Below are 19,077 nucleotides of genomic sequence, written 5' to 3'. Positions count from 1 at the left end.
TAAGAAATGGAAACTGTTAGTGGTGGTACAGCATTAGATTCTTTACGCTGGCAACAAGAAGACATAAAAACTGCCGATGAAAATAACAATGGCATGTTAACACAAGAAGACTTTTTTTCTTTACTTACTGCTGAGTTAGCACATCAAGACCCAACTAAGCCAACAGATAATAATGAGATGATTTCTCAAATGACGGCGTTCTCTACTACAGATGGCGTAGCTCAATTAAACGAAAGTTTTACCTCGTTTGCAGCTTCTATGTCATCAAGTCAAGCATTACAGGCTTCATCTCTTGTTGGACGAAGCGTATTAGTCGACGACAATACTTTCGGGATGAGTGAAGGCGATACCGTTAATGGTAAAATAATAACGGATCAAGATGCTAGTAACGTCAATATCTATGTTGAAAACACAGCAGGTGAAATTATTCAAACGGTAGCTGTAGGCAATATGACCGCTGGTGAAGCAAGTTTTACTTGGAACGGACTTGATGGCAATGGAGATCCAGCTCCAACAGGCGCATATCGTTTTAGAGTAGCAGGCTTAGTCGACGGTCAAGCATCAGAACTTCAAGCAATGAGCTATCGTAAAGTAGACAGTGTAACGCTCGCTGGCGCTGGTGGAGATATAGTTTTAAATCTTAATGGTGGTAGTTCAATGGCATTGAAAGATGTTGTAGAAGTATCTGAAGGTTAACCCAACAAATTTTTTATAAGGTGGATATATGTCATTTAATATCGCATTAAGCGGCTTAAACGCAGCACAGAAAGATCTTGATGTTACTTCTAATAACATTGCCAACGTAAGCACCGTTGGTTTTAAAGAGTCACGCGCGGAATTTGTTGATGTTTACGCAGCTTCACTTCTTGCAGCAGGCAACACTAAAGTAGGTGATGGTGTATTAACTTCAGATGTTGCTCAACAATTTCAACAAGGTAGTATTCAATTTACCCAAAATTCACTAGATTTAGCGATTACAGGTAACGGATTTTTTGCTGTGGTTCCTGAATTAGATAGCTTAGAGTTTTCTTACACTCGCGCAGGCCAATTCAAGTTAAACTCAGAAAACTTCATTGTAAATTCAGCAGGACAACATTTACTGGGTTTCCCTGTAAACTCAGATGGTAGCTCTTCTTCAGTCAGTTTAAGTACATCAGAGCCTATTCGTATTCCGACTGCATCGGGTGCTCCTGAAAAAACGTCAGAAGTAGATATTCGAATGAACTTACCCGCTGGTGATACGGTTATAACAGGTTCACCTGGTAATTTTGATTTAACAGATCCTTTAACTTACAACCATTCAACTTCAGTTACCGTATTCGATTCGTTAGGTGATAGTCACATCATGACATATTACTTTATCAAGGAAGCTCCTTCTGGTGGTAATAACCCTTGGACTGTTACTGCAGCGGTAGATAACCAAAGAGTTAACTTAACAGATCCTGCAGGTGTAGCTACCGGTGTTGGTATAAATGGTTTTGATGGTGCTCGTTTGAACTTTGATTCAAGTGGTGACTTTGTATCTCAAGTACCCGCAGCTGGTTTCCAAACGGCTCCTCTAGGTGCCACTATTCTAACTAACGGTTCTGATAGTACTCAAACCATTGTTATTGACTTTAATCTAGATACTGCTGGCCCAAATACAAACGAGCCAACGCAATTTGCTTCAAGCTTTGAAGTAACGTCACTAGAACAAAACGGATTACCGGTTGGCCGATTAACAGGCTTAGATATTGGCCCTGATGGGTTAGTACAAGCAACATACAGTAATGGTACATCACAAGCCTTATCTCGTGTTGCTTTAGTTAGTTTTGCTAATAACCAAGGCTTAAGTCAACAAGGTAACACTAACTGGAAAGAAAGCATATTATCAGGTGAAGCCTTAGCAGGCGAAGCGGGTTCTGGTACATACGGAACAATAAACTCTTCAGCACTTGAACAATCAAACGTTAACTTAACAACTGAATTAATTGATTTAATATCAGCTCAACGAAACTTCCAAGCGAACTCAAGATCCCTTGAAGTAGATAATCAATTGAACCAAACGATATTACAAATTCGATAGTAATAAATAAGTTAACATTCTAATGACATAGAAATAAAAACGCCGCTATTTAAGCGGCGTTTTTATTGGGATTAATTAACTTAACAGATATTTAATCAGTTTCAGGACGCATATGAGGGAACAAAATAACGTCTTTAATCGTTGGTGAGTCAGTAAATAACATCACAAGCCTGTCAATACCAATACCTTCACCAGCCGTTGGAGGCATACCATATTCTAATGCATTAATATAATCAGCGTCGTAGTGCATTGCTTCATCATCACCGGCATCTTTTTCTGTTACTTGTTTTTGGAAACGCTCAGCTTGGTCTTCTGCATCATTTAGCTCTGAAAAACCATTCGCTAATTCACGACCACCAACAAAGAATTCAAAACGGTCAGTTACAAATGGGTTTTCATCATTACGACGAGCTAATGGTGAAACTTCCCATGGGTATTCTGTAATAAATGTTGGTTGATCTAATAAATGCTCTGCGACTTCTTCAAAGATTTCACAAATGTATTTACCTGGCCCCCAAACTTTAGCGGCATCACCTTCTTTCACGCCAACAGCTTTTGCCATTGCTTTAATTGCATCAAAGTTGTTTTCTGGGTCACGTAAAGCCGCTTCATTAAGTTGCTCAGCACCACGATGATTTTTACCATATTGTAAAATTGCATCAACCATAGATAAACGAGCAAACGGCTGTCCAAGGTCATAAAGTTTCTCTTCTACGACTTCACCTTCAGCATTTTTAACGGTATTACGAATAGTGGTAGTACCTAATACATCTTGTGCAATAGTACGTAACATTTCTTCAGTAGTATTCATTAGGTCATGATAATTAGCGTATGCTTGGTAAAACTCAATCATAGTAAATTCAGGGTTATGACGAGTTGAAATACCTTCGTTACGGAAACTACGGTTAATTTCAAAAACACGATCAAACCCACCTACCACTAAACGCTTTAAGTTAAGTTCAGGTGCAATACGTAAATACATATCAAGATCAAAGGTATTATGATGCGTCATAAAAGGCTTAGCTGTTGCGCCACCGGGTATGATTTGCAACATAGGTGTTTCCACTTCCATGAAATCACGTTGCTCTAAGAAATTACGAATACCTGAAACAATTTTTGAACGAATTTTAAAGGTATTACGTGTATCTTCATTGATAATTAAATCAACGTAACGTTGACGGTACTTAGTTTCTTGATCAGACAAACCGTGAAATTTTTCAGGTAACGGACGTAACGACTTAGTTAGTAAAGAGTATTCGTCCATATTCACATAAAGATCACCTTTACCTGATTTATGTAAAATACCTTTAATACCAACGATATCACCGATATCTAATGAACCCCATTTTTCACGTATCTCTTTTTGTACTGTTTTTTCAGCATAGCCTTGAATGCGACCTGACGAGTCTTGTATTACTAAGAATGGTCCACGCTTTGCCATAACACGACCAGCAATAGCATAAGTTACTTGTAGAGCTTCAAGTTCTTCTTTAGTTTTTTCACCATGCTCAGCTTGAATATCGGCAGCTAAATGTTCACGGTTAAAATCATTTGGAAAACCATTCGCAGAAGAATTAGAGCGAATTTTTTCAAGTTTTACGCGACGCTCAGCAATAAGTTTATTTTCATCTTGTGCTGGAGCTGTGTTATCGGCTTTATCTGTCATTTTATTTCTCAAAGTTATCTTAATTTTTCAATTGGTTGAAAGCTTTTATAAGCCTGATTTTAAACTGGCTTCTAAAAACCGGTCTAAATCACCGTCTAATACCGCTTGTGTATTACGGTTTTCAACGCCAGTTCTTAAATCTTTAATACGACTATCATCTAATACATAAGAGCGAATTTGACTGCCCCATCCTATATCAGACTTACCGTCTTCTAATACTTGTTTATCTTCGTTCTGCTTTTGAATTTCCATCTCGTAGAGCTTAGCTTTTAAAAGCTTCATCGCTGTTGCGCGGTTTTTATGCTGTGAACGATCTGCCTGACAAGCCACTACTGCACCTGTTGGCTCATGCGTTATACGAATGGCTGAATCAGTTTTATTTACGTGTTGCCCACCAGCACCTGAAGCACGGAAAGTGTCGATACGTAAATCAGCAGGGTTTATCTCTATATCAATATTGTCGTCTATTTCAGGATAGATAAATGCAGACGCAAACGATGTATGACGTCGCCCACTTGAGTCAAAAGGCGATTTACGCACTAAACGATGTACGCCAGTTTCGGTTCTTAACCAACCAAAAGCATATTCACCTGAATACTTAATAGTACAACCTTTAATACCGGCAACATCACCATCAGTAACTTCAATAAGTTCAGTTTTAAAGCCTTTTGCTTCGCCCCAGCGAAGATACATTCTCATAAGCATTTCAGCCCAATCTTGAGCTTCTGTACCACCTGAGCCTGATTGAATATCAAGGTAACAGCCGTTCTCGTCATTATCGCCAGAAAACATACGACGAAATTCTAATTTTGCTAATTTTTTGTCTAACTCATTGGTTTCGGTTTGTGCATCGTTGAAGGTATCTTCATCATTTTCTTCAACGGCAAGCTCAACTAAACCTTCTATGTCTTCACAACCTGCATCTAGATCGTTAATAGTTTCAACGACCATTTCCAGAGATGCTCTTTCTTTACCTAATGCCTGTGCTCGTTCAGCATCATTCCAAACATCTGGAGACTCTAACTCTCGTGTAACTTCAACTAATCTTTCTGACTTCAGATCGTAGTCAAAGATACCTCCGTAACAGTTCCGTACGTTCGCGCATTTCTTTGATTTTATTTAATACAGGGTTTACTTCTAACATGAGTTATTTAGCACTTTTAAAAAGTTGATTTAAAGAAAGAAAATAGTCGCGCATTGTAACGTAAATTAAAGGGTAAATAAACGTTACAATTTACACGTAATTTAAGAAACAACTTGTATTTCTTCAATAAGAAATTGCACGCTTTGTTTGCCTCTAAATTCATTAACATCTAACTTATAAGCCACATGCACTTGATTGACTTTTTGGTTGGGCCATTGCGTTATATCTACGTTAAAGGCAATACCATCAAACACTTTATTATCTTTTTGTAAAACTACTTTTAGGTGTTTTTCACCCACAATGCGTTGTTGAATAATTAAAAAGTTGTCATCAAACACAGGTTCAGAAAAATTTTGCCCCCACGGGCCTGACTCTCTTAGCAATTCAGCAAACTCTAATGTCAGCTCGGGTAAATTCAATTCACCGTCAGACAACAAGGTGCCTTGTAAGTTTTCTTCAGCAATCCACTGACCTGCATATTGATTAAACAAGCCTTGAAATGTTTCAAAATCGTTAGCATCAATTGAAAGGCCTGCCGCCATAGCATGCCCGCCAAACTTTTTAATTAATTGAGGATGTTGCGAATCGATATGCTCAAGTAAGTCTCTGATATGTAAACCGGGAATAGAGCGAGCAGAACCTTTTATTTCACTTTGTGGGTTATCAATATCTGCCGCGGCAAATACAATACTGGGGCGGTGGTATTTTTCTTTCAAGCGCCCTGCAACTATACCAATAACACCTTGATGCCAGTCTTTTTGAAAAAGCGATATAGCGTTAGGTAAATTACCTTCTTCGTAATTTAAAACTGCCATTATTTTTTCAGCTTCAAACTGCATGCCTTGCTCAATTGAACGTCGGGCTTTATTGAGTTCGTCTAATTCAGCAGCCATTGTACGTGCGGTCATTAAATTTTTAGCTAATAGGCAATTAATACCAAACGACATATCGTCTAAACGCCCAGCGGCATTTATTCGTGGCCCTAAAGCAAAACCAAAATCACTTGCAACAATACGTTGCTGATTTTTACCTGCAATTTCTAACAACGCTTGAATACCTGGTCGGGTTTGCCCTGCTCTAATTCGTTTTAAACCTTGAGACACTAAAATACGGTTATTGTTATCTAAAGTCACTACATCAGCCACCGTACCTAAAGCCACTAAGTCGAGTAATTGTGCAATATTCGGTTCTTTAATTTGCTTTGTTTCAAACCAGTGTTGCTCTCGTAAATGTTTACGTAGCGCTAGCATTAAATAAAAAGCGACACCTACACCAGCAATCGATTTACTGACAAACGTACAGGCTGGTTGATTAGGATTAACAATAGCGTCAGCATTAGGTAATTCTTTTCCAGGTAGATGATGATCGGTTATAACGACTTGTAGCCCGAGCGCTTTAGCTCGTTTAACGCCAGCTAGGCAACTTATGCCGTTATCAACTGTAACTAAGAGTTGTGCCCCCTGCGCAGCTGCCATATCAACAATCTCAGGCGTTAAACCATAACCAAATTCAAATCGATTAGGCACAATAAATTGATGATTACCATAACCTAACATATTAAACGCTTCGGTCATTAGAGCAGTACTTGTTGCACCATCGGCATCAAAGTCACCAATAATACAAATACTTAAATTATCAACAAAGGCTCGATGTAATATTTGAGCCGCTAGTGTGACATCTTTTAAAGAATCTACAGGAGCAAGTTGAGCAACATTAAGTAATAATTCGTTGTCCCCTTCTATTCCTCGGCTAGCATAAATTTGCTTGATAATAGGGTGAAGAGATTGAGGTAAATTATCTATCGGATGAATTGGCCTACGTAGAATTTTTTTTTGCATCACGTGTTGCCTGTAAAATGATAATAGGTATAGCTATAACGATAAAGAGCCACTCTATTGAGTAGCTCTTTAATTGTAAATAACAGTTATAAAAAACGTGTAGCTTTTATAAACTATTTAAAATTTGAGCTAAACGCTCAGGTGGTTGATAGCCTGGCATCATCATACCGTTTTCAAACACAATAGCAGGAGTACCACTTACACCAATTTGACGACCAAAGTTAAATTCTTCTTCAATCGGTTTTTCACAAATACGTTGTGCTACTTGAGAACCACTTTTCGCTTTAGTTAACGCTTCATTTGGTTTTTCGTTACACCAAATTGAACGTAAATCTTTAAAACCTTGTGAATAATTACCCATTTGATCTCTAATACCTGAACGAGGATAGGCTAAATATCTAACCGTGATGCCGAGATCATTATAGTCACCAATTTGTTCATGCAACTTACGACAATACCCACAAGTTATATCGGTAAAAACAGTAACAACATGTTTCTCATCTTTAGCGGGGAAGGTGATCATGGCATTATCAAACTGTTTAATACCTTCAAGCCTTACTTTAGCTAAGCTTAATTCTGTAAGGTCTGTAACCTCACCACCTATACCAAACAGCTTACCTTGTAAAATATAATTACCGTCATGGCTTATATAGAAAATACCTTGTTTAGTAATCACTTCAGCAATACCTGGCATAGGAGAAGCATTGATTTGTGACGCCTCTAAACCTAAAGTATTAGACAACTTATTAGTAATGGCTTTAGCGTCAAACGATGCTTTAGCATTCGTTGCAACACTTTGACTATCAGCACTTAATGCCATTACAGAACTACTCACACACAGTGCGGAAACTAACATTACAACAGACTTAAACATTTTCATTTATCATACCCAAAAAGAAGAACCAGTTAATATCGAGTGGACTTATACCATCCGCTTTTTATTAGACCGTTCTCTAACATATTAAATTGCACGAATTACACACGAATAAAAATTATAATGCAATTACTTAAAAGAAACCTTACTCATAGCGAACTTTGTTTTATATCTGATAAACTACCCACAAAAATTTAACGATAACATCATCAAGATTAAGTGACACTAAGGCTTATCAATGAAAATTGGCTTATTTTACGGCTCTACCACTTGCTACACAGAAATTGCAGCAGAAAAAATTCAATCTACATTAAATCATTATTCCGTTGAATTATACAATATTAAAGATACCTCTCTAGCTGAGATCGCTAACTTTGATATTATTATTTTAGGTATTTCTACTTGGGATTACGGTGAATTACAAGAAGACTGGGAAGCAAAATGGGATGATATAGCCGACCTTAATTTAGAAAACAAAATTGTGGCCTTATATGGAATGGGTGACCAAATAGGGTATACCGAATGGTTTCAAGATGCTTTAGGTATGTTACATGAACAAGTTCAAGCCGTTGGCGCATACGTAATTGGTTACTGGCCAAATCAAGGTTACGACTTTGCTCAGTCAAAAGCCCTCACCGAAGACAAAAGCCAGTTTGTTGGTTTGTCTTTAGATGAAGATAATCAATATGACTTATCTGATGAAAGAATCACTCAATGGTGCCAAAACCTAGAAAAAGAATTACAAGAAATATTCAATAGTATTTAGGATCTAAGGGCATTTAGCATTATAATGCCGCCATATAAATTCAATATTTAAGAGTAACTATGTTTGAGCAGTTTGACCTAGATTCTGAACTTCTAGGCGGTATTAAAAATGCAGGTTTTAAAAAACCAACATCAATTCAAGAGCTTGTTATACCAGAGGCAATGAAAGGCAAAGACATTTTAGCCTCAGCACCAACAGGTACTGGTAAAACAGCCGCATTTTTACTTCCTGCTGCACAACATTTACTTGACTACCCTAGAAAAAACCCGGGATTTCCTCGTGTATTAATTTTGTCTCCTACCCGTGAACTTGCTTTACAGATCCATGAGCAATGCGAATTATTAACCGCTTTGACTCATATTAAATCAGGTGTAATTACCGGTGGTGTTAACTATGGTAGCCATAAAGAATTACTTACCACAAATCTGGATATATTAGTTGCGACCCCTGGTCGGTTAATGGAATATATTGAAAGTGAGCAATTTGATGCCCGAGACATTGAAATATTAATTCTTGATGAAGCTGATCGTATGCTAGATATGGGGTTTTCTGATGTTATTAATCGCATTATTGCAGAGGCTCGCTGGCGTAAACAAACCATGCTATTTTCTGCAACATTAGAAGGTGCGGGTGTTATTCGTTGTGCGAAAGAGGTATTAACCGAACCTGTATTTTTAGAATCAAACCCTTCTCGTAAAGAAAAAGCTAAAATTCATCAATGGATCCATCTTGCTGATAATGCTCAACACAAATATCAGCTTTTAGAAAACATTCTTAAACAAGAAGATGTTAAACGCGCTGTAGTATTTGCGAATAAACGTGAAACGGTTCAGTACCTATCAGGTAAATTATATGCTGACGAACTTCCTTGCGCATGGCTTGAAGGTAAAATGCCTCAAGATAAACGCAACAGTTCAGTTGATCGCTTACGTTCTGGCAAAGTTAATATTTTAATCGCCACAGATGTAGCAGCTCGTGGTTTAGATATTGATGATATTACTCATGTTATTAATTTTGATATGCCAAGAAAAGCCGATATTTATATTCATAGAATTGGACGCACAGGCCGAGCAGGTAACAAAGGTACCGCAATATCTTTAGTTGAAGCTCATGATATGGCAGTTATAGGTAAAATTGAACGATACGCTGATGAAAGACTGCAACGTCGTGTCATTGACGAGTTACGCCCAAAACATAAAGAAGCCCGCGTCGCGATTAAAAAACCAAAAGTAAAAAGAACTACAGCTCAGAAAAAAGCTAAAGCAAAAAAAGTTGCTAAAAGATCAGCTAAAAAGTCGAAATAAGCTAAACCAGTCAAATGGTATACACAAAAAAGCACCATAAATTATGGTGCTTTTTTGTTTCAATCAACTTGGTATTAACTAATCCATTTCTTTACGAGTAAATACCCAGTCATTACCTTTAGATAAGTCTTCACTATAAGCATAACCCGCACTATCAAAATTCTTCAGGTCATTTATATTGCTAATTTTGTTTTCAATAATGTAATTAGCCATTAAACCTCTCGCCTTTTTCGCATAAAAGCTGATCATTTTATATTGACCATTTTTCCAATCTTTAAATGCAGGAGTAATGATCGTCGCCTTTAATGACTTTTTCTTAACCGACTTAAAGTATTCGTTAGACGCTAAGTTAATGAGTATATCGTCACCTTGTTCTGCAAGAGCTGTATTGAGATTATCCGTAATAATATCGCCCCAAAACTGATACAAGTTAGCGCCTCTATCATTATCTAATTTAGTCCCCATTTCTAATCGGTAAGCTTGCACTAAATCTAAAGGTTTTAACAAACCATACAAACCCGACAATATTCTTAAATGCTGTTGTGCGAAATCAAACGACTGTTCATCGAAGTCATAAGCTTGTAGTCCGGTATAAACATCACCACTAAAAGCTAATACCGCTTGCTTCGCATTATCGGTTGTAAAAGGTAATGCCCATTCACCAAAACGGGCAGCATTCAAACCTGCAAGCTGATCGCTAATCCCCATTAAAGAAGACAAATCAGCAGGCGTTAATTTTACACAACGATTGATAAGCTCTTGACTATGCTCTAATAAATTTGACTGAGTAAATTTACTCGTAGGTGATGGCGTTTCAAAATCTAATTTTTTTGCAGGAGAAACAACAATTAACATGTTAAGACCTTGGTTTTAAAGCGTTTAAAATAATTTATATGCGTCACTATAACATAGCTAATCAGTTATTTTTATTAACTTTAACAAAATTTATCTGAATACATTTTTTACCTAATGAGATTGGATTCAACTGTAAACTTTTGTTAAATATTCAAAACAAAATCTAATGATAATTCAAATAGTTAAATAAAAATCAAAATAAAAATATTTAACTTACACATAGCTTATGGTATTTAAAAGGGGCTGTTGTAATTACAAAGGAGCATTCCATGAACACATTTCAAGAAACATTGGGCTCGTTAGATACACAAGCTAAGTCCAATAAAAGCAATAAAAAAAGAAAATGGCGTGAAATAGAATTATTAAAAGATCAACACCAGCTAGAAAAAGAACTCAAAGCGTTCGACGATTCATTAGAATATATGTTTGACGATTATTAACTCCTAAATAAAATAAATAATATAGTCTAACTAAAACTCGGTTCTGCCGAGTTTTTTATTGCCGATAATTTAAGGTTTATCATGTCTCTCCCACAAACTAAAAACGCATCAGAACCTATTATTGGTTTAGGAAACATTAATGCCAATTTACGTGTTTATATTGAAAATATTCCCCCGTTACCCCAATACCAAAATTTAACCTTAGTTAACCCTATGCAAAATGGAGATATTCAACAAATAGGACAATTAACAGGAAACCATTGGCGTAAAATTTTCAATGTTTTTGCTAAATTGTTATTTGAATATCATCCTGAAAAATTTGTAACTTGGCAGAACTTAAGAGATGAGTCTTTATTACAAAAACAAAGTAATGCGTGTTTATTGTTTTCAGGTGTTACTTTTGAAGAGATTAAGCTTGAAGATGTGCATTCTACTGAAAGTAAAATGATCACAATAATAATGGGGAAAACTTACGCAAATAAATTAGGAATAGACAAACACTGTTATTGGTTGTCTGAAAGCTTTGCGATTAACGCGACTAAAAATATCATTATCTGCCCGTATTTCGATTACAGGCAATTATCAAATATCAAAATAACGCAATTGGTTCAGCTTATTAAACAGTTAGAGGCTAATTTAGAATAAGCCTCTAACTTATTTACTTCAAATTTATTCACTCACGTCTGGCGTTTGTGTTTCTAACGGTTCAGCTTCAATAACAGGGTTTTCTATCTCGATACGATCTACTCGTTGTAAGCCTCTAGGAAGCTTGCTGCCGCGACGACCACGTTCACCTCTATAATGTTCCACATCGCTAGGTTTAAGGGTTAATTTACGCTTTCCTGCATGTAATGTAATTGAACTTGTAGGTGATATGATATCTAAAATAGTTAAATATTCTTCTCTTGCTTTAGCACGGGCAGAAGGAATGTTTATCACTTTATTCCCCTTACCTTTACTTAATACCGGTAGGTCTTTAACAGGGAAAATAAGCATTCGTCCTTCGCTGGTTATTGCAACCACAAGCGCTGTATCAATATTATTGATGACTTTAGGTAGCATGACTTTAGCTGAGGCTGGTAGGCTTAATAGCGCTTTACCATTTTTATTTCGGCTAACCATATCGTCAAACGAACCAACAAAACCATAACCCGCATCACTACTTAATAAATATTTACAGTCATCATCTGCCATTAAGGTATGTTCAAAGGTATCACCAGTAGATAAGTTAAAGCGTCCTGTCAGTGGTTCACCTTGGCTTCTTGCTGTGGGTAAGCTATGTGCTTCTGTGGCATAAGCTCTGCCTGATGAGTCAATAAATACTACAGGGCGATTACTTCGACCTTTGGCTGAACAAAGGTATTCGTCTCCCGATTTATAACTAAGGGTTAACGGATCAATATCATGACCTTTACCGCATCGAGCCCAACCTTTTTCAGACACAACAACCGTGACAGGTTCACTTGGTACTAAATCTTTTTCAGTTAATGCTTTAGATTCTTCACGCTCAACAAGAACAGAACGACGCTCGTCACCGTACTTTTCTGCTGCTTCAAGAATTTCTTTTTTCATTAACGTATTCATTCGCGCTTTAGAATTTAAGGTTTTTTCTAAATACTCGCGTTCAATATTCAGCTCGTCTTGCTCTGCTCTTATTTTAATTTCTTCAAGCTTAGCTAACTGACGTAATTTAATTTCAAGAATGGCTTCAGCTTGTCGCTCTGACAAGTCAAAACGCGACATTAATTCAGCTTTAGGATCATCAAAAGTACGAATGATCTCAATCACTTCATCAATGTTTAAATAGGCAACAAGTAAACCATCTAAAATATGCAAACGAGCTAATACTTTGTCTAACCTAAACTGTAATTTTCGCCTGATGGTTTCACGACGATATTCAATCCACTCTTTTAATATGGTGCCTAAATTTTTAACGGCAGGACTATTATCTAATCCAATCATATTTAGGTTAACGCGGTAGTTTTTTTCTAAGTCTGTTGTTGCAAATAAATGTTGCATCAACTGCTCTACATCTACTCGGTTTGAGCGTGGAACAATCACTAGTCGTATAGGAGTTTCGTGGTCAGCTTCGTCACGTAAATCAACCACCATTGGCAATTTTTTAGCTTGCATTTGGTTGGCTATTTGCTCAAGTATTTTACCACCTGAAGCTTGATGAGGAAGAGACGTGATAACAATTTCGCCATGTTCAATATCGTAAACCGCGCGCATTTTTATGCTACCGCGACCTGTTTCATAAATTTTGGCAATATCTGCTTTAGGGGTAATTATTTCTGCATCTGTTGGATAATCAGGCCCTTGCACATATTCAAGTAAATCAATAGTTTCAGCTTTAGGACTATCAATTAAATGAATACACGCTGAAGCGATTTCTCTTACGTTATGAGGCGGAATATCCGTTGCCATACCAACGGCGATACCTGTAATACCATTAAGCATAATGTGAGGTAATCGTGCGGGTAATGTTTTAGGCTCTTTCATTGTACCGTCAAAGTTTGGTGTCCACTCAACGGTGCCTTGCCCTAATTCACTTAATAAAACTTCACTAAATTTTGATAAACGCGCTTCGGTATAACGCATGGCCGCAAAGGATTTAGGATCATCTGGCGCGCCCCAGTTACCTTGCCCGTCTACAAGCGGGTAGCGATAAGAAAAGGGCTGAGCCATTAATACCATGGCTTCGTAACAGGCTGAATCACCATGAGGATGAAATTTACCTAAAACATCACCCACGGTACGTGCTGATTTTTTATATTTAGCAAGTGCCGATAAACCTAACTCAGACATGGCATAAATAATACGCCTTTGTACTGGTTTTAATCCATCTCCGATATGCGGTAATGCACGGTCCATAATCACGTACATTGAATAGTTTAAATAAGCTTCTTCGGTAAATTCTCTTAGTGGTTTTTGTTCTACACCGTCAAGACTATAATCGAGCATATCGGACATGAATAAGTTTCCTAAAAAGTTTCTAAAGCTCACTAATGCGAGTTAATAGTTAACTTGAATGATTGTTTTTGCGAATAAAAAAATAGATATAAACATCTACCTGATAGCTTATCTGATTATTGGCAGAGGGAAAATACTTGATTGAATTTTTAGTGAATTAACCACTATTTTATTAAGATAATAAGACTATTGTTGATAAATTTTGATTTGTTTGCCTTCACCATCTCTCATTTCATACAAAACGTTCATTGCTGTATTTAAGAGTAATTCAAAATTATTTAACGATTCACTCAACTCCACAATACTCACACTAATATCGAGTTGTTGATGTATACCGACATAATCAAAATTTAAAGTGGCTACTTTTTCTTTCAAATGTTGAGCAATGGCTTTAGCTTCCCCTTCTGCAGCTTCAGGTAATACAACAATAAAAGTCGCATCTTCTAAACGTGCAAATATATCGCGTGTTCTCATAGACTCAGTGCCTAGCAACACAAATCTTTTTAAAATTTCATCTCCAATGTAATCACCATGAATTTCATTTAGGCCTTTAAAATCATTAATATTTATGGCTAACAAACACAAGCTCACCTTATTTTCGATGCAACGTTTAATGGCACTTTTACCATAACGAAATAATGTTTTTCGATTTCTAGCGCCTGTTAACATATCCTCTTTAGATAATTCATGTATACGCTTATTCATTGAAAGCAAACGCAGTAACAAAAGTAAAAATATAACAACCAAAAAACTAACAATATAAATATTACGCCGTTGAAGAATTTCATTATGTAATGATTCATCAATTTCTAGTGCTTTTAACTCAGTTTGATTATTGAGTAAGGTATTAATATCTTTTTTTCTTTTTGTTTCGTATTTATCTTCTAACTCAAAAATATACTTGTCTCTTTCACTCTTCATGTAAGCATCATACTTAGTAATATAAGTATGGTTAGCGTCGTAAGCTTTTTTGAACTGCCCTATTTCCGCATAACTTTGTGCTAACTTTTTGTATAAGTTAAGAAAAGATAACTGACTTAATTGATCTTGATTGATTGTTTCTTCTAAAGCTTTAGCCTGTAATAAATAAGCTATAACCTTATGGTGCTGATTAAGACCTAGAGCACTATTAGCTAAAATCAGAAAGTATAAATATTGCTCTGCTGGGTTTAATTTCTCAAAGTCGATACCTCTTTCTTTTAACGCAAGTTCAGCATTCAATTGTTTAGATTCGCTTTGAAAAAGCAAGCGGTTAATGTCTTCAGTAATAGAAACAATTGGCACATACGATGGTTTAATTTCATCATAGGCAAAGCTACTTGTTGAATAAATAAAAGTAAGAATAAATAGCAATATAATATTAATTAAACGCATACCATGTTCCCTCCTGAAACAACGGATTTTTGCTTTAAAACGCTTGCATGTTTAACTAATGATTCATATGAACGGAATAAATGAGAATTGTTATTGCTCATACCTATACTGACCGAAATAACTTTTAATCCGTATTTTTCCCAAGATTTTCTATAAATATAACTATGAATTTTGTGCGCAATATCTTCAGCTATTTGAGCATTAACATTAGGTAAAAGCACAATAAATTCATTACTTGAATATCGACCACACTGAGTATTCTCTCCAATGATATTGGTAATAATTAATGATATTTCAATCAATATACTGTTACCTGTCTCGTACCCTTTCACTTGGTTAATATTAGTAAAGTTATCAACCTTAATGATTAAGACACTATAATCATTTTTATTTTTAGTCACTTGGTTAAACTGGGCAGATCCTAATGCCAATAATGTTTGTCTATTAGGTAAGTCAGTTAAATGATCTGTTTCTCGGCTATTTAATAATTTCTTCTGATTATTTAAATTAATCACGTAAAACCAAGCCAGTGCCAACACAGTAATAACACCGATAAAAATATAAAATGTTTTATTACGATATGATTTACTGGTTTCTTGTAAAGCTAACGATTGAGCCACTTGTTTCTCTTTCAGGACCTTAGCCTGAAGTTCATCTTGCTTACTTTCATATTGAATACGAATACCTTCAAGCGCCTGAAGATTATTACGTGAGTTTATTTTTCTCGTATTTTCATGTCGAGCATTTTGTGTTTGGTACGCCTTTTCGTATAAACCTTGTGCGTAATACAGTTCGGACTTAATACGTAAAAGCTCTAAAATGGAATAGGTTTGAATGTTTTCAGCTTGATCAGGCACAAGATTTTCAGCTTTATCTATAGTAACGAGCGCTTCTTGATATCGTTCTAAATGATTTAAAATATCCGCTTTATTCACTAGTAATAACGTTTCATAGTTCGCTTCTTTGACTGATTTCGCATATTTTTCAGCAATAATAATGTAATGATATGCCGTATGCGGATCACTCGGATCTTTCTTTAAATAGGCTTCGGCCATTTCCGAGTAGGTATTCGATAAAGCAGAAAAATTACCTGCCTTTTTGGCTTTGCCAATAATTTCTTTATAAAGTTCTATGGCGAGTAAATATTCTTCGTTAGCTGCATGAGTTACAGCAATATTTTGTAAACTCATTAAAGCTTTATGAGGTTCGTTAGCTTTGGTGAGATGAAAATGTGCCTTTTTATTAAACTCTTGTACTTTATCATCTTGTTTTAGATAACTGTAAAGCGAGCCTAATTCCAAATAAACTAAGCCTAACATTTTATCATCGTTTAACGCTTTTGCTTGGAATAACGCATCGTTTAACACGATAATAGAGCGTTCAAATTTCTCAGTAATATAATAAACTGCACCTAAATTTGTTAACGTTTCTATTACCGCTTTTCGATCATCTAATGATTCAGCTATTTCTAACGCCGCGATATAGTCCTGTAATGCCAATTCATAATGCCCCTCACTTTCAATAGCATAACCTCTTAAGTTAAGTAACCTCGCCATGTTAATGGAAGGATGCGATAGTTTTTGGGTTAGCTCTAAGCCCTCTTCTGCTACAACTTTTGCGAGATCAAACGCTGTTTTATCATTATAAAGTTCAGCCTGTAATCTTTTAAAATGAATACGTTCTTCAAGACTAAATTGATTTAAGTTTTTATCGTAAAACGAGGCGAGTTTAATGGCAGTTAATAAATCTTTCTTTTGTAAAGATTCTATTTGTTCAATTATTTCAGAAAATTTTAAAGGCTCTTGTTCTTCTGAATAAGCATAAAAAGAGAACATAAAAAACACAAAAAGCATACTTGCTAAGCATGTTTTTTGTGTTTGCTGAATTATTTTTTGTACAAAAAGTTGAAACAAATATTTATCTATCAGTAAATTAATGAAGTTCATTAGTATAAAACTAATTGCAAGCGGCAGAAAGTGCTTATTTAATGACTCAATATTTTATTAAGCTATATCTGCACTTTTTTTATAAAAATTCCCGACAACAAGGCTAGAAAAGCAGATATTAACAAGCAATAAGTTAATCCGTAAAACTGAAAAAAAACACCCGATAATACCTTATCTAATAAGCGCCCCATAGCATTAGCCATTTAATAAAAACCTACATCCATTAAAACAACATCGCAATGTTTAAAGGTGAATACCTAAGGGTATAAAAGTGCAGCACAACAAGCATGCGCAAAGCACAATCAGTTAAGGTAAAGGCCCTGTCATTAAAGGTAATTGTTTAGTTACCGTGGAAGTTGCTTAAATAGGGTTATACTCATAAGAGCTTTTATTCGCTATGTTGTTAGCGACTTATCGCTTTTAGCGACCATTAACACCAATGATGGAGACAGTTAACAACATTGCTGCTGTCTATTAGGTCTGTCACCCCAATGATTTAACTTTTCTTTTATTGATTTAATGTAGTCTTCATTATTTACGGCACATACCGCTAACGACTCTTTTTGCCATTGAGGAATATCAGAACCAATTGAATAAAAAACCCATTTGCCTTCTTTTCTATCCGTTAACAAACCATGCTTTCGTAACTGTGCCAAATGCCTAGATATTTTAGGCTGAGATAATTCCATTGCTTGCACTAACTCACACACGCAAAGTTCTGTTTCAGCTAAAGTTAATAACAAAATTTTTAATCTTGTTTCTTCCGCTAGGTTTTTAAAAAATAAAACAGGATCCATAAAACAACCTTAACATATATGATATTTCATATATGTTAAGGTTTTATAAAATAATTTACAAGATGATAAAAGTACTTCTTTCGAAAACTAATGTAATTGGACCTCTTATTCTTTATTCCAATCTACGAAGAGTTATATACTAATGCGACTAATTACCTCATAAAGCCTAACAATTAATGATCTGCGGTTTAAAAAAAGTTAACCAACGCCACTATAACGGCAGTACGCATAGTGCTATCGACGATTATGCTATTATTGAAGAGCCTTTATTGATCAGCCTGTCTTTTTTAGATAAAGAATCAAAAACATACAAAACGGTAGATCTCACCGTAATAATGAGAACTCCTGATCACGATAATACCCTGATCACAGGTTTCTTATTTAACGAACAAATTATTAAATCAATACACGATATTGTAAATATTACCCCTCCAGATGAAGCTATAACTAACAATCACCTTATTGTTAAACTTGCACCTAACGTACAACCTGATTGGCAAAAAATAACACGTTCTTTCCCTAGTCAGTCAAGTTGCGGAATTTGTGGAAAAACCTCACTTAATGGCTTAGCAATTAAAACGGATAGTGTTATCGATAACACTGACTTATGGTTAAAAAGTGATAAGATTATTGAAATAGCAAAAGCACTTAATAGTCATCAGCCGCTATTTAATTTATCTGGTGCGGTGCATGGCGCTGGCTATATTAGCAATAACCAATGGGTATGCGTTTACGAAGATGTTGGTCGTCATAATGCGGTAGATAAAGTGATTGGCGATGTGTTTCTTAAAGAAAAAATGACAACACAATCAATTTTAGTACTCAGCGGTCGAGTAAGCTTTGAATTAATACAAAAAGCCATTACTGCCGCTATTCCTGTAATAATAGCTATTGGTGCGCCTTCAAGCTTAGCCATATCGGCCGCTATTCAGTTCAATATTACTTTAATTGGTTTTACTAAAAATAATAAATTTAACGTATATCATGGCAATCATCGCATTGATTATAATTACCATAACGCATAACAAGTAGGTT

At 35.8% G+C, this 19,077-nt stretch carries 16 protein-coding genes; 7 read left to right on the top strand and 9 right to left on the bottom strand.

Annotated elements, in window-relative coordinates:
* Nucleotides 1-6 precede the first annotated feature (6 nt).
* On the top strand, nucleotides 7-696 hold the full coding sequence (locus tag AC0L5Q_RS17350; RefSeq protein WP_473612144.1) for a flagellar hook assembly protein FlgD: 690 nt from the start codon (nucleotides 7-9) through the stop codon (nucleotides 694-696).
* Nucleotides 697-724: 28 nt separating this feature from the next.
* Nucleotides 725-2,065 (top strand): flagellar hook protein FlgE, encoded by a 1,341-nt coding sequence (gene flgE / locus AC0L5Q_RS17345; RefSeq protein ID WP_473612140.1) that lies wholly within the window; start codon nucleotides 725-727, stop codon nucleotides 2,063-2,065.
* Between the two features lie 91 nt (nucleotides 2,066-2,156).
* On the opposite strand, the gene lysS is transcribed toward flgE, so the two are convergent.
* The 4 genes from lysS to dsbC all read right to left on the bottom strand — a co-directional run bounded on the left by lysS (nucleotide 2,157) and on the right by dsbC (nucleotide 7,593).
* Nucleotides 2,157-3,731, bottom strand: a complete 1,575-nt coding sequence (gene lysS / locus AC0L5Q_RS17340; protein WP_473612134.1) for a lysine--tRNA ligase — start codon at nucleotides 3,729-3,731, stop codon at nucleotides 2,157-2,159.
* 45 nt (nucleotides 3,732-3,776) lie between these two features.
* Nucleotides 3,777-4,875 (bottom strand): peptide chain release factor 2 gene (gene prfB, locus AC0L5Q_RS17335; protein WP_473612131.1). Its coding sequence is split into 2 segments (ribosomal slippage): nucleotides 3,777-4,799 and nucleotides 4,801-4,875, totalling 1,098 coding nucleotides; the frame shifts between segments, so codons are not numbered across the junction.
* A 101-nt stretch (nucleotides 4,876-4,976) separates the two neighbouring features.
* Complete coding sequence (recJ, locus tag AC0L5Q_RS17330; RefSeq protein ID WP_473612127.1) at nucleotides 4,977-6,713, bottom strand: single-stranded-DNA-specific exonuclease RecJ; 1,737 nt, start codon at nucleotides 6,711-6,713, stop codon at nucleotides 4,977-4,979.
* Nucleotides 6,714-6,819: 106 nt separating this feature from the next.
* Nucleotides 6,820-7,593 (bottom strand): bifunctional protein-disulfide isomerase/oxidoreductase DsbC, encoded by a 774-nt coding sequence (gene dsbC, locus AC0L5Q_RS17325; RefSeq protein ID WP_473612123.1) that lies wholly within the window; start codon nucleotides 7,591-7,593, stop codon nucleotides 6,820-6,822.
* Nucleotides 7,594-7,825: 232 nt separating this feature from the next.
* Here dsbC and fldB point away from each other — a divergent pair, with 232 nt between their 5' ends.
* Together fldB and srmB are read left to right on the top strand one after the other, a co-directional pair.
* Complete coding sequence (fldB, locus tag AC0L5Q_RS17320) at nucleotides 7,826-8,353, top strand: flavodoxin FldB (RefSeq protein ID WP_473612120.1); 528 nt, start codon at nucleotides 7,826-7,828, stop codon at nucleotides 8,351-8,353.
* Between the two features lie 59 nt (nucleotides 8,354-8,412).
* Nucleotides 8,413-9,657, top strand: a complete 1,245-nt coding sequence (gene srmB / locus AC0L5Q_RS17315) for an ATP-dependent RNA helicase SrmB (RefSeq protein ID WP_473612116.1) — start codon at nucleotides 8,413-8,415, stop codon at nucleotides 9,655-9,657.
* A gap of 78 nt (nucleotides 9,658-9,735) precedes the next feature.
* Here the strand turns inward: srmB and yaaA are convergent, their stop codons facing one another.
* Nucleotides 9,736-10,512, bottom strand: a complete 777-nt coding sequence (yaaA, locus tag AC0L5Q_RS17310; protein ID WP_473612112.1) for a peroxide stress protein YaaA — start codon at nucleotides 10,510-10,512, stop codon at nucleotides 9,736-9,738.
* A 269-nt stretch (nucleotides 10,513-10,781) separates the two neighbouring features.
* Here yaaA and AC0L5Q_RS17305 point away from each other — a divergent pair, with 269 nt between their 5' ends.
* Both AC0L5Q_RS17305 and AC0L5Q_RS17300 read left to right on the top strand, forming a co-directional pair.
* Nucleotides 10,782-10,952, top strand: coding sequence for a DUF3545 family protein (locus tag AC0L5Q_RS17305; protein ID WP_076419589.1), 171 nt, complete (start codon nucleotides 10,782-10,784; stop codon nucleotides 10,950-10,952).
* 81 nt (nucleotides 10,953-11,033) lie between these two features.
* On the top strand, nucleotides 11,034-11,597 hold the full coding sequence (locus AC0L5Q_RS17300; RefSeq protein ID WP_473612107.1) for a DUF6942 family protein: 564 nt from the start codon (nucleotides 11,034-11,036) through the stop codon (nucleotides 11,595-11,597).
* Nucleotides 11,598-11,621: 24 nt separating this feature from the next.
* On the opposite strand, the gene parC is transcribed toward AC0L5Q_RS17300, so the two are convergent.
* The 4 genes from parC to AC0L5Q_RS17280 all read right to left on the bottom strand — a co-directional run bounded on the left by parC (nucleotide 11,622) and on the right by AC0L5Q_RS17280 (nucleotide 18,042).
* Nucleotides 11,622-13,925, bottom strand: coding sequence for a DNA topoisomerase IV subunit A (gene parC / locus AC0L5Q_RS17295; protein WP_473612104.1), 2,304 nt, complete (start codon nucleotides 13,923-13,925; stop codon nucleotides 11,622-11,624).
* 186 nt (nucleotides 13,926-14,111) lie between these two features.
* Entirely contained in the window at nucleotides 14,112-15,299 is a 1,188-nt protein-coding gene (locus AC0L5Q_RS17290) for a GGDEF domain-containing protein (RefSeq protein WP_473612099.1), read from the bottom strand.
* Nucleotides 15,290-17,245, bottom strand: a complete 1,956-nt coding sequence (locus tag AC0L5Q_RS17285; RefSeq protein WP_473612096.1) for a diguanylate cyclase domain-containing protein — start codon at nucleotides 17,243-17,245, stop codon at nucleotides 15,290-15,292. Before AC0L5Q_RS17285 ends, AC0L5Q_RS17290 begins: the two co-directional genes overlap by 10 nt.
* Before the next feature lie 452 nt (nucleotides 17,246-17,697).
* On the bottom strand, nucleotides 17,698-18,042 hold the full coding sequence (locus AC0L5Q_RS17280) for a metalloregulator ArsR/SmtB family transcription factor (RefSeq protein ID WP_473612092.1): 345 nt from the start codon (nucleotides 18,040-18,042) through the stop codon (nucleotides 17,698-17,700).
* 176 nt (nucleotides 18,043-18,218) lie between these two features.
* Here AC0L5Q_RS17280 and fdhD point away from each other — a divergent pair, with 176 nt between their 5' ends.
* A complete protein-coding gene (gene fdhD / locus AC0L5Q_RS17275) occupies nucleotides 18,219-19,067 on the top strand; it encodes a formate dehydrogenase accessory sulfurtransferase FdhD (protein WP_473612087.1) in 849 nt (282 codons plus the stop codon).
* The last annotated feature ends 10 nt before the right edge of the window (nucleotides 19,068-19,077 follow it).

The sequence above is a fragment of the Pseudocolwellia sp. G5-9 genome (assembly GCF_055808995.1).
Note: the sequence above shows the minus strand (reverse complement) of the source record. Positions and strands in the feature narration are given on the sequence as shown.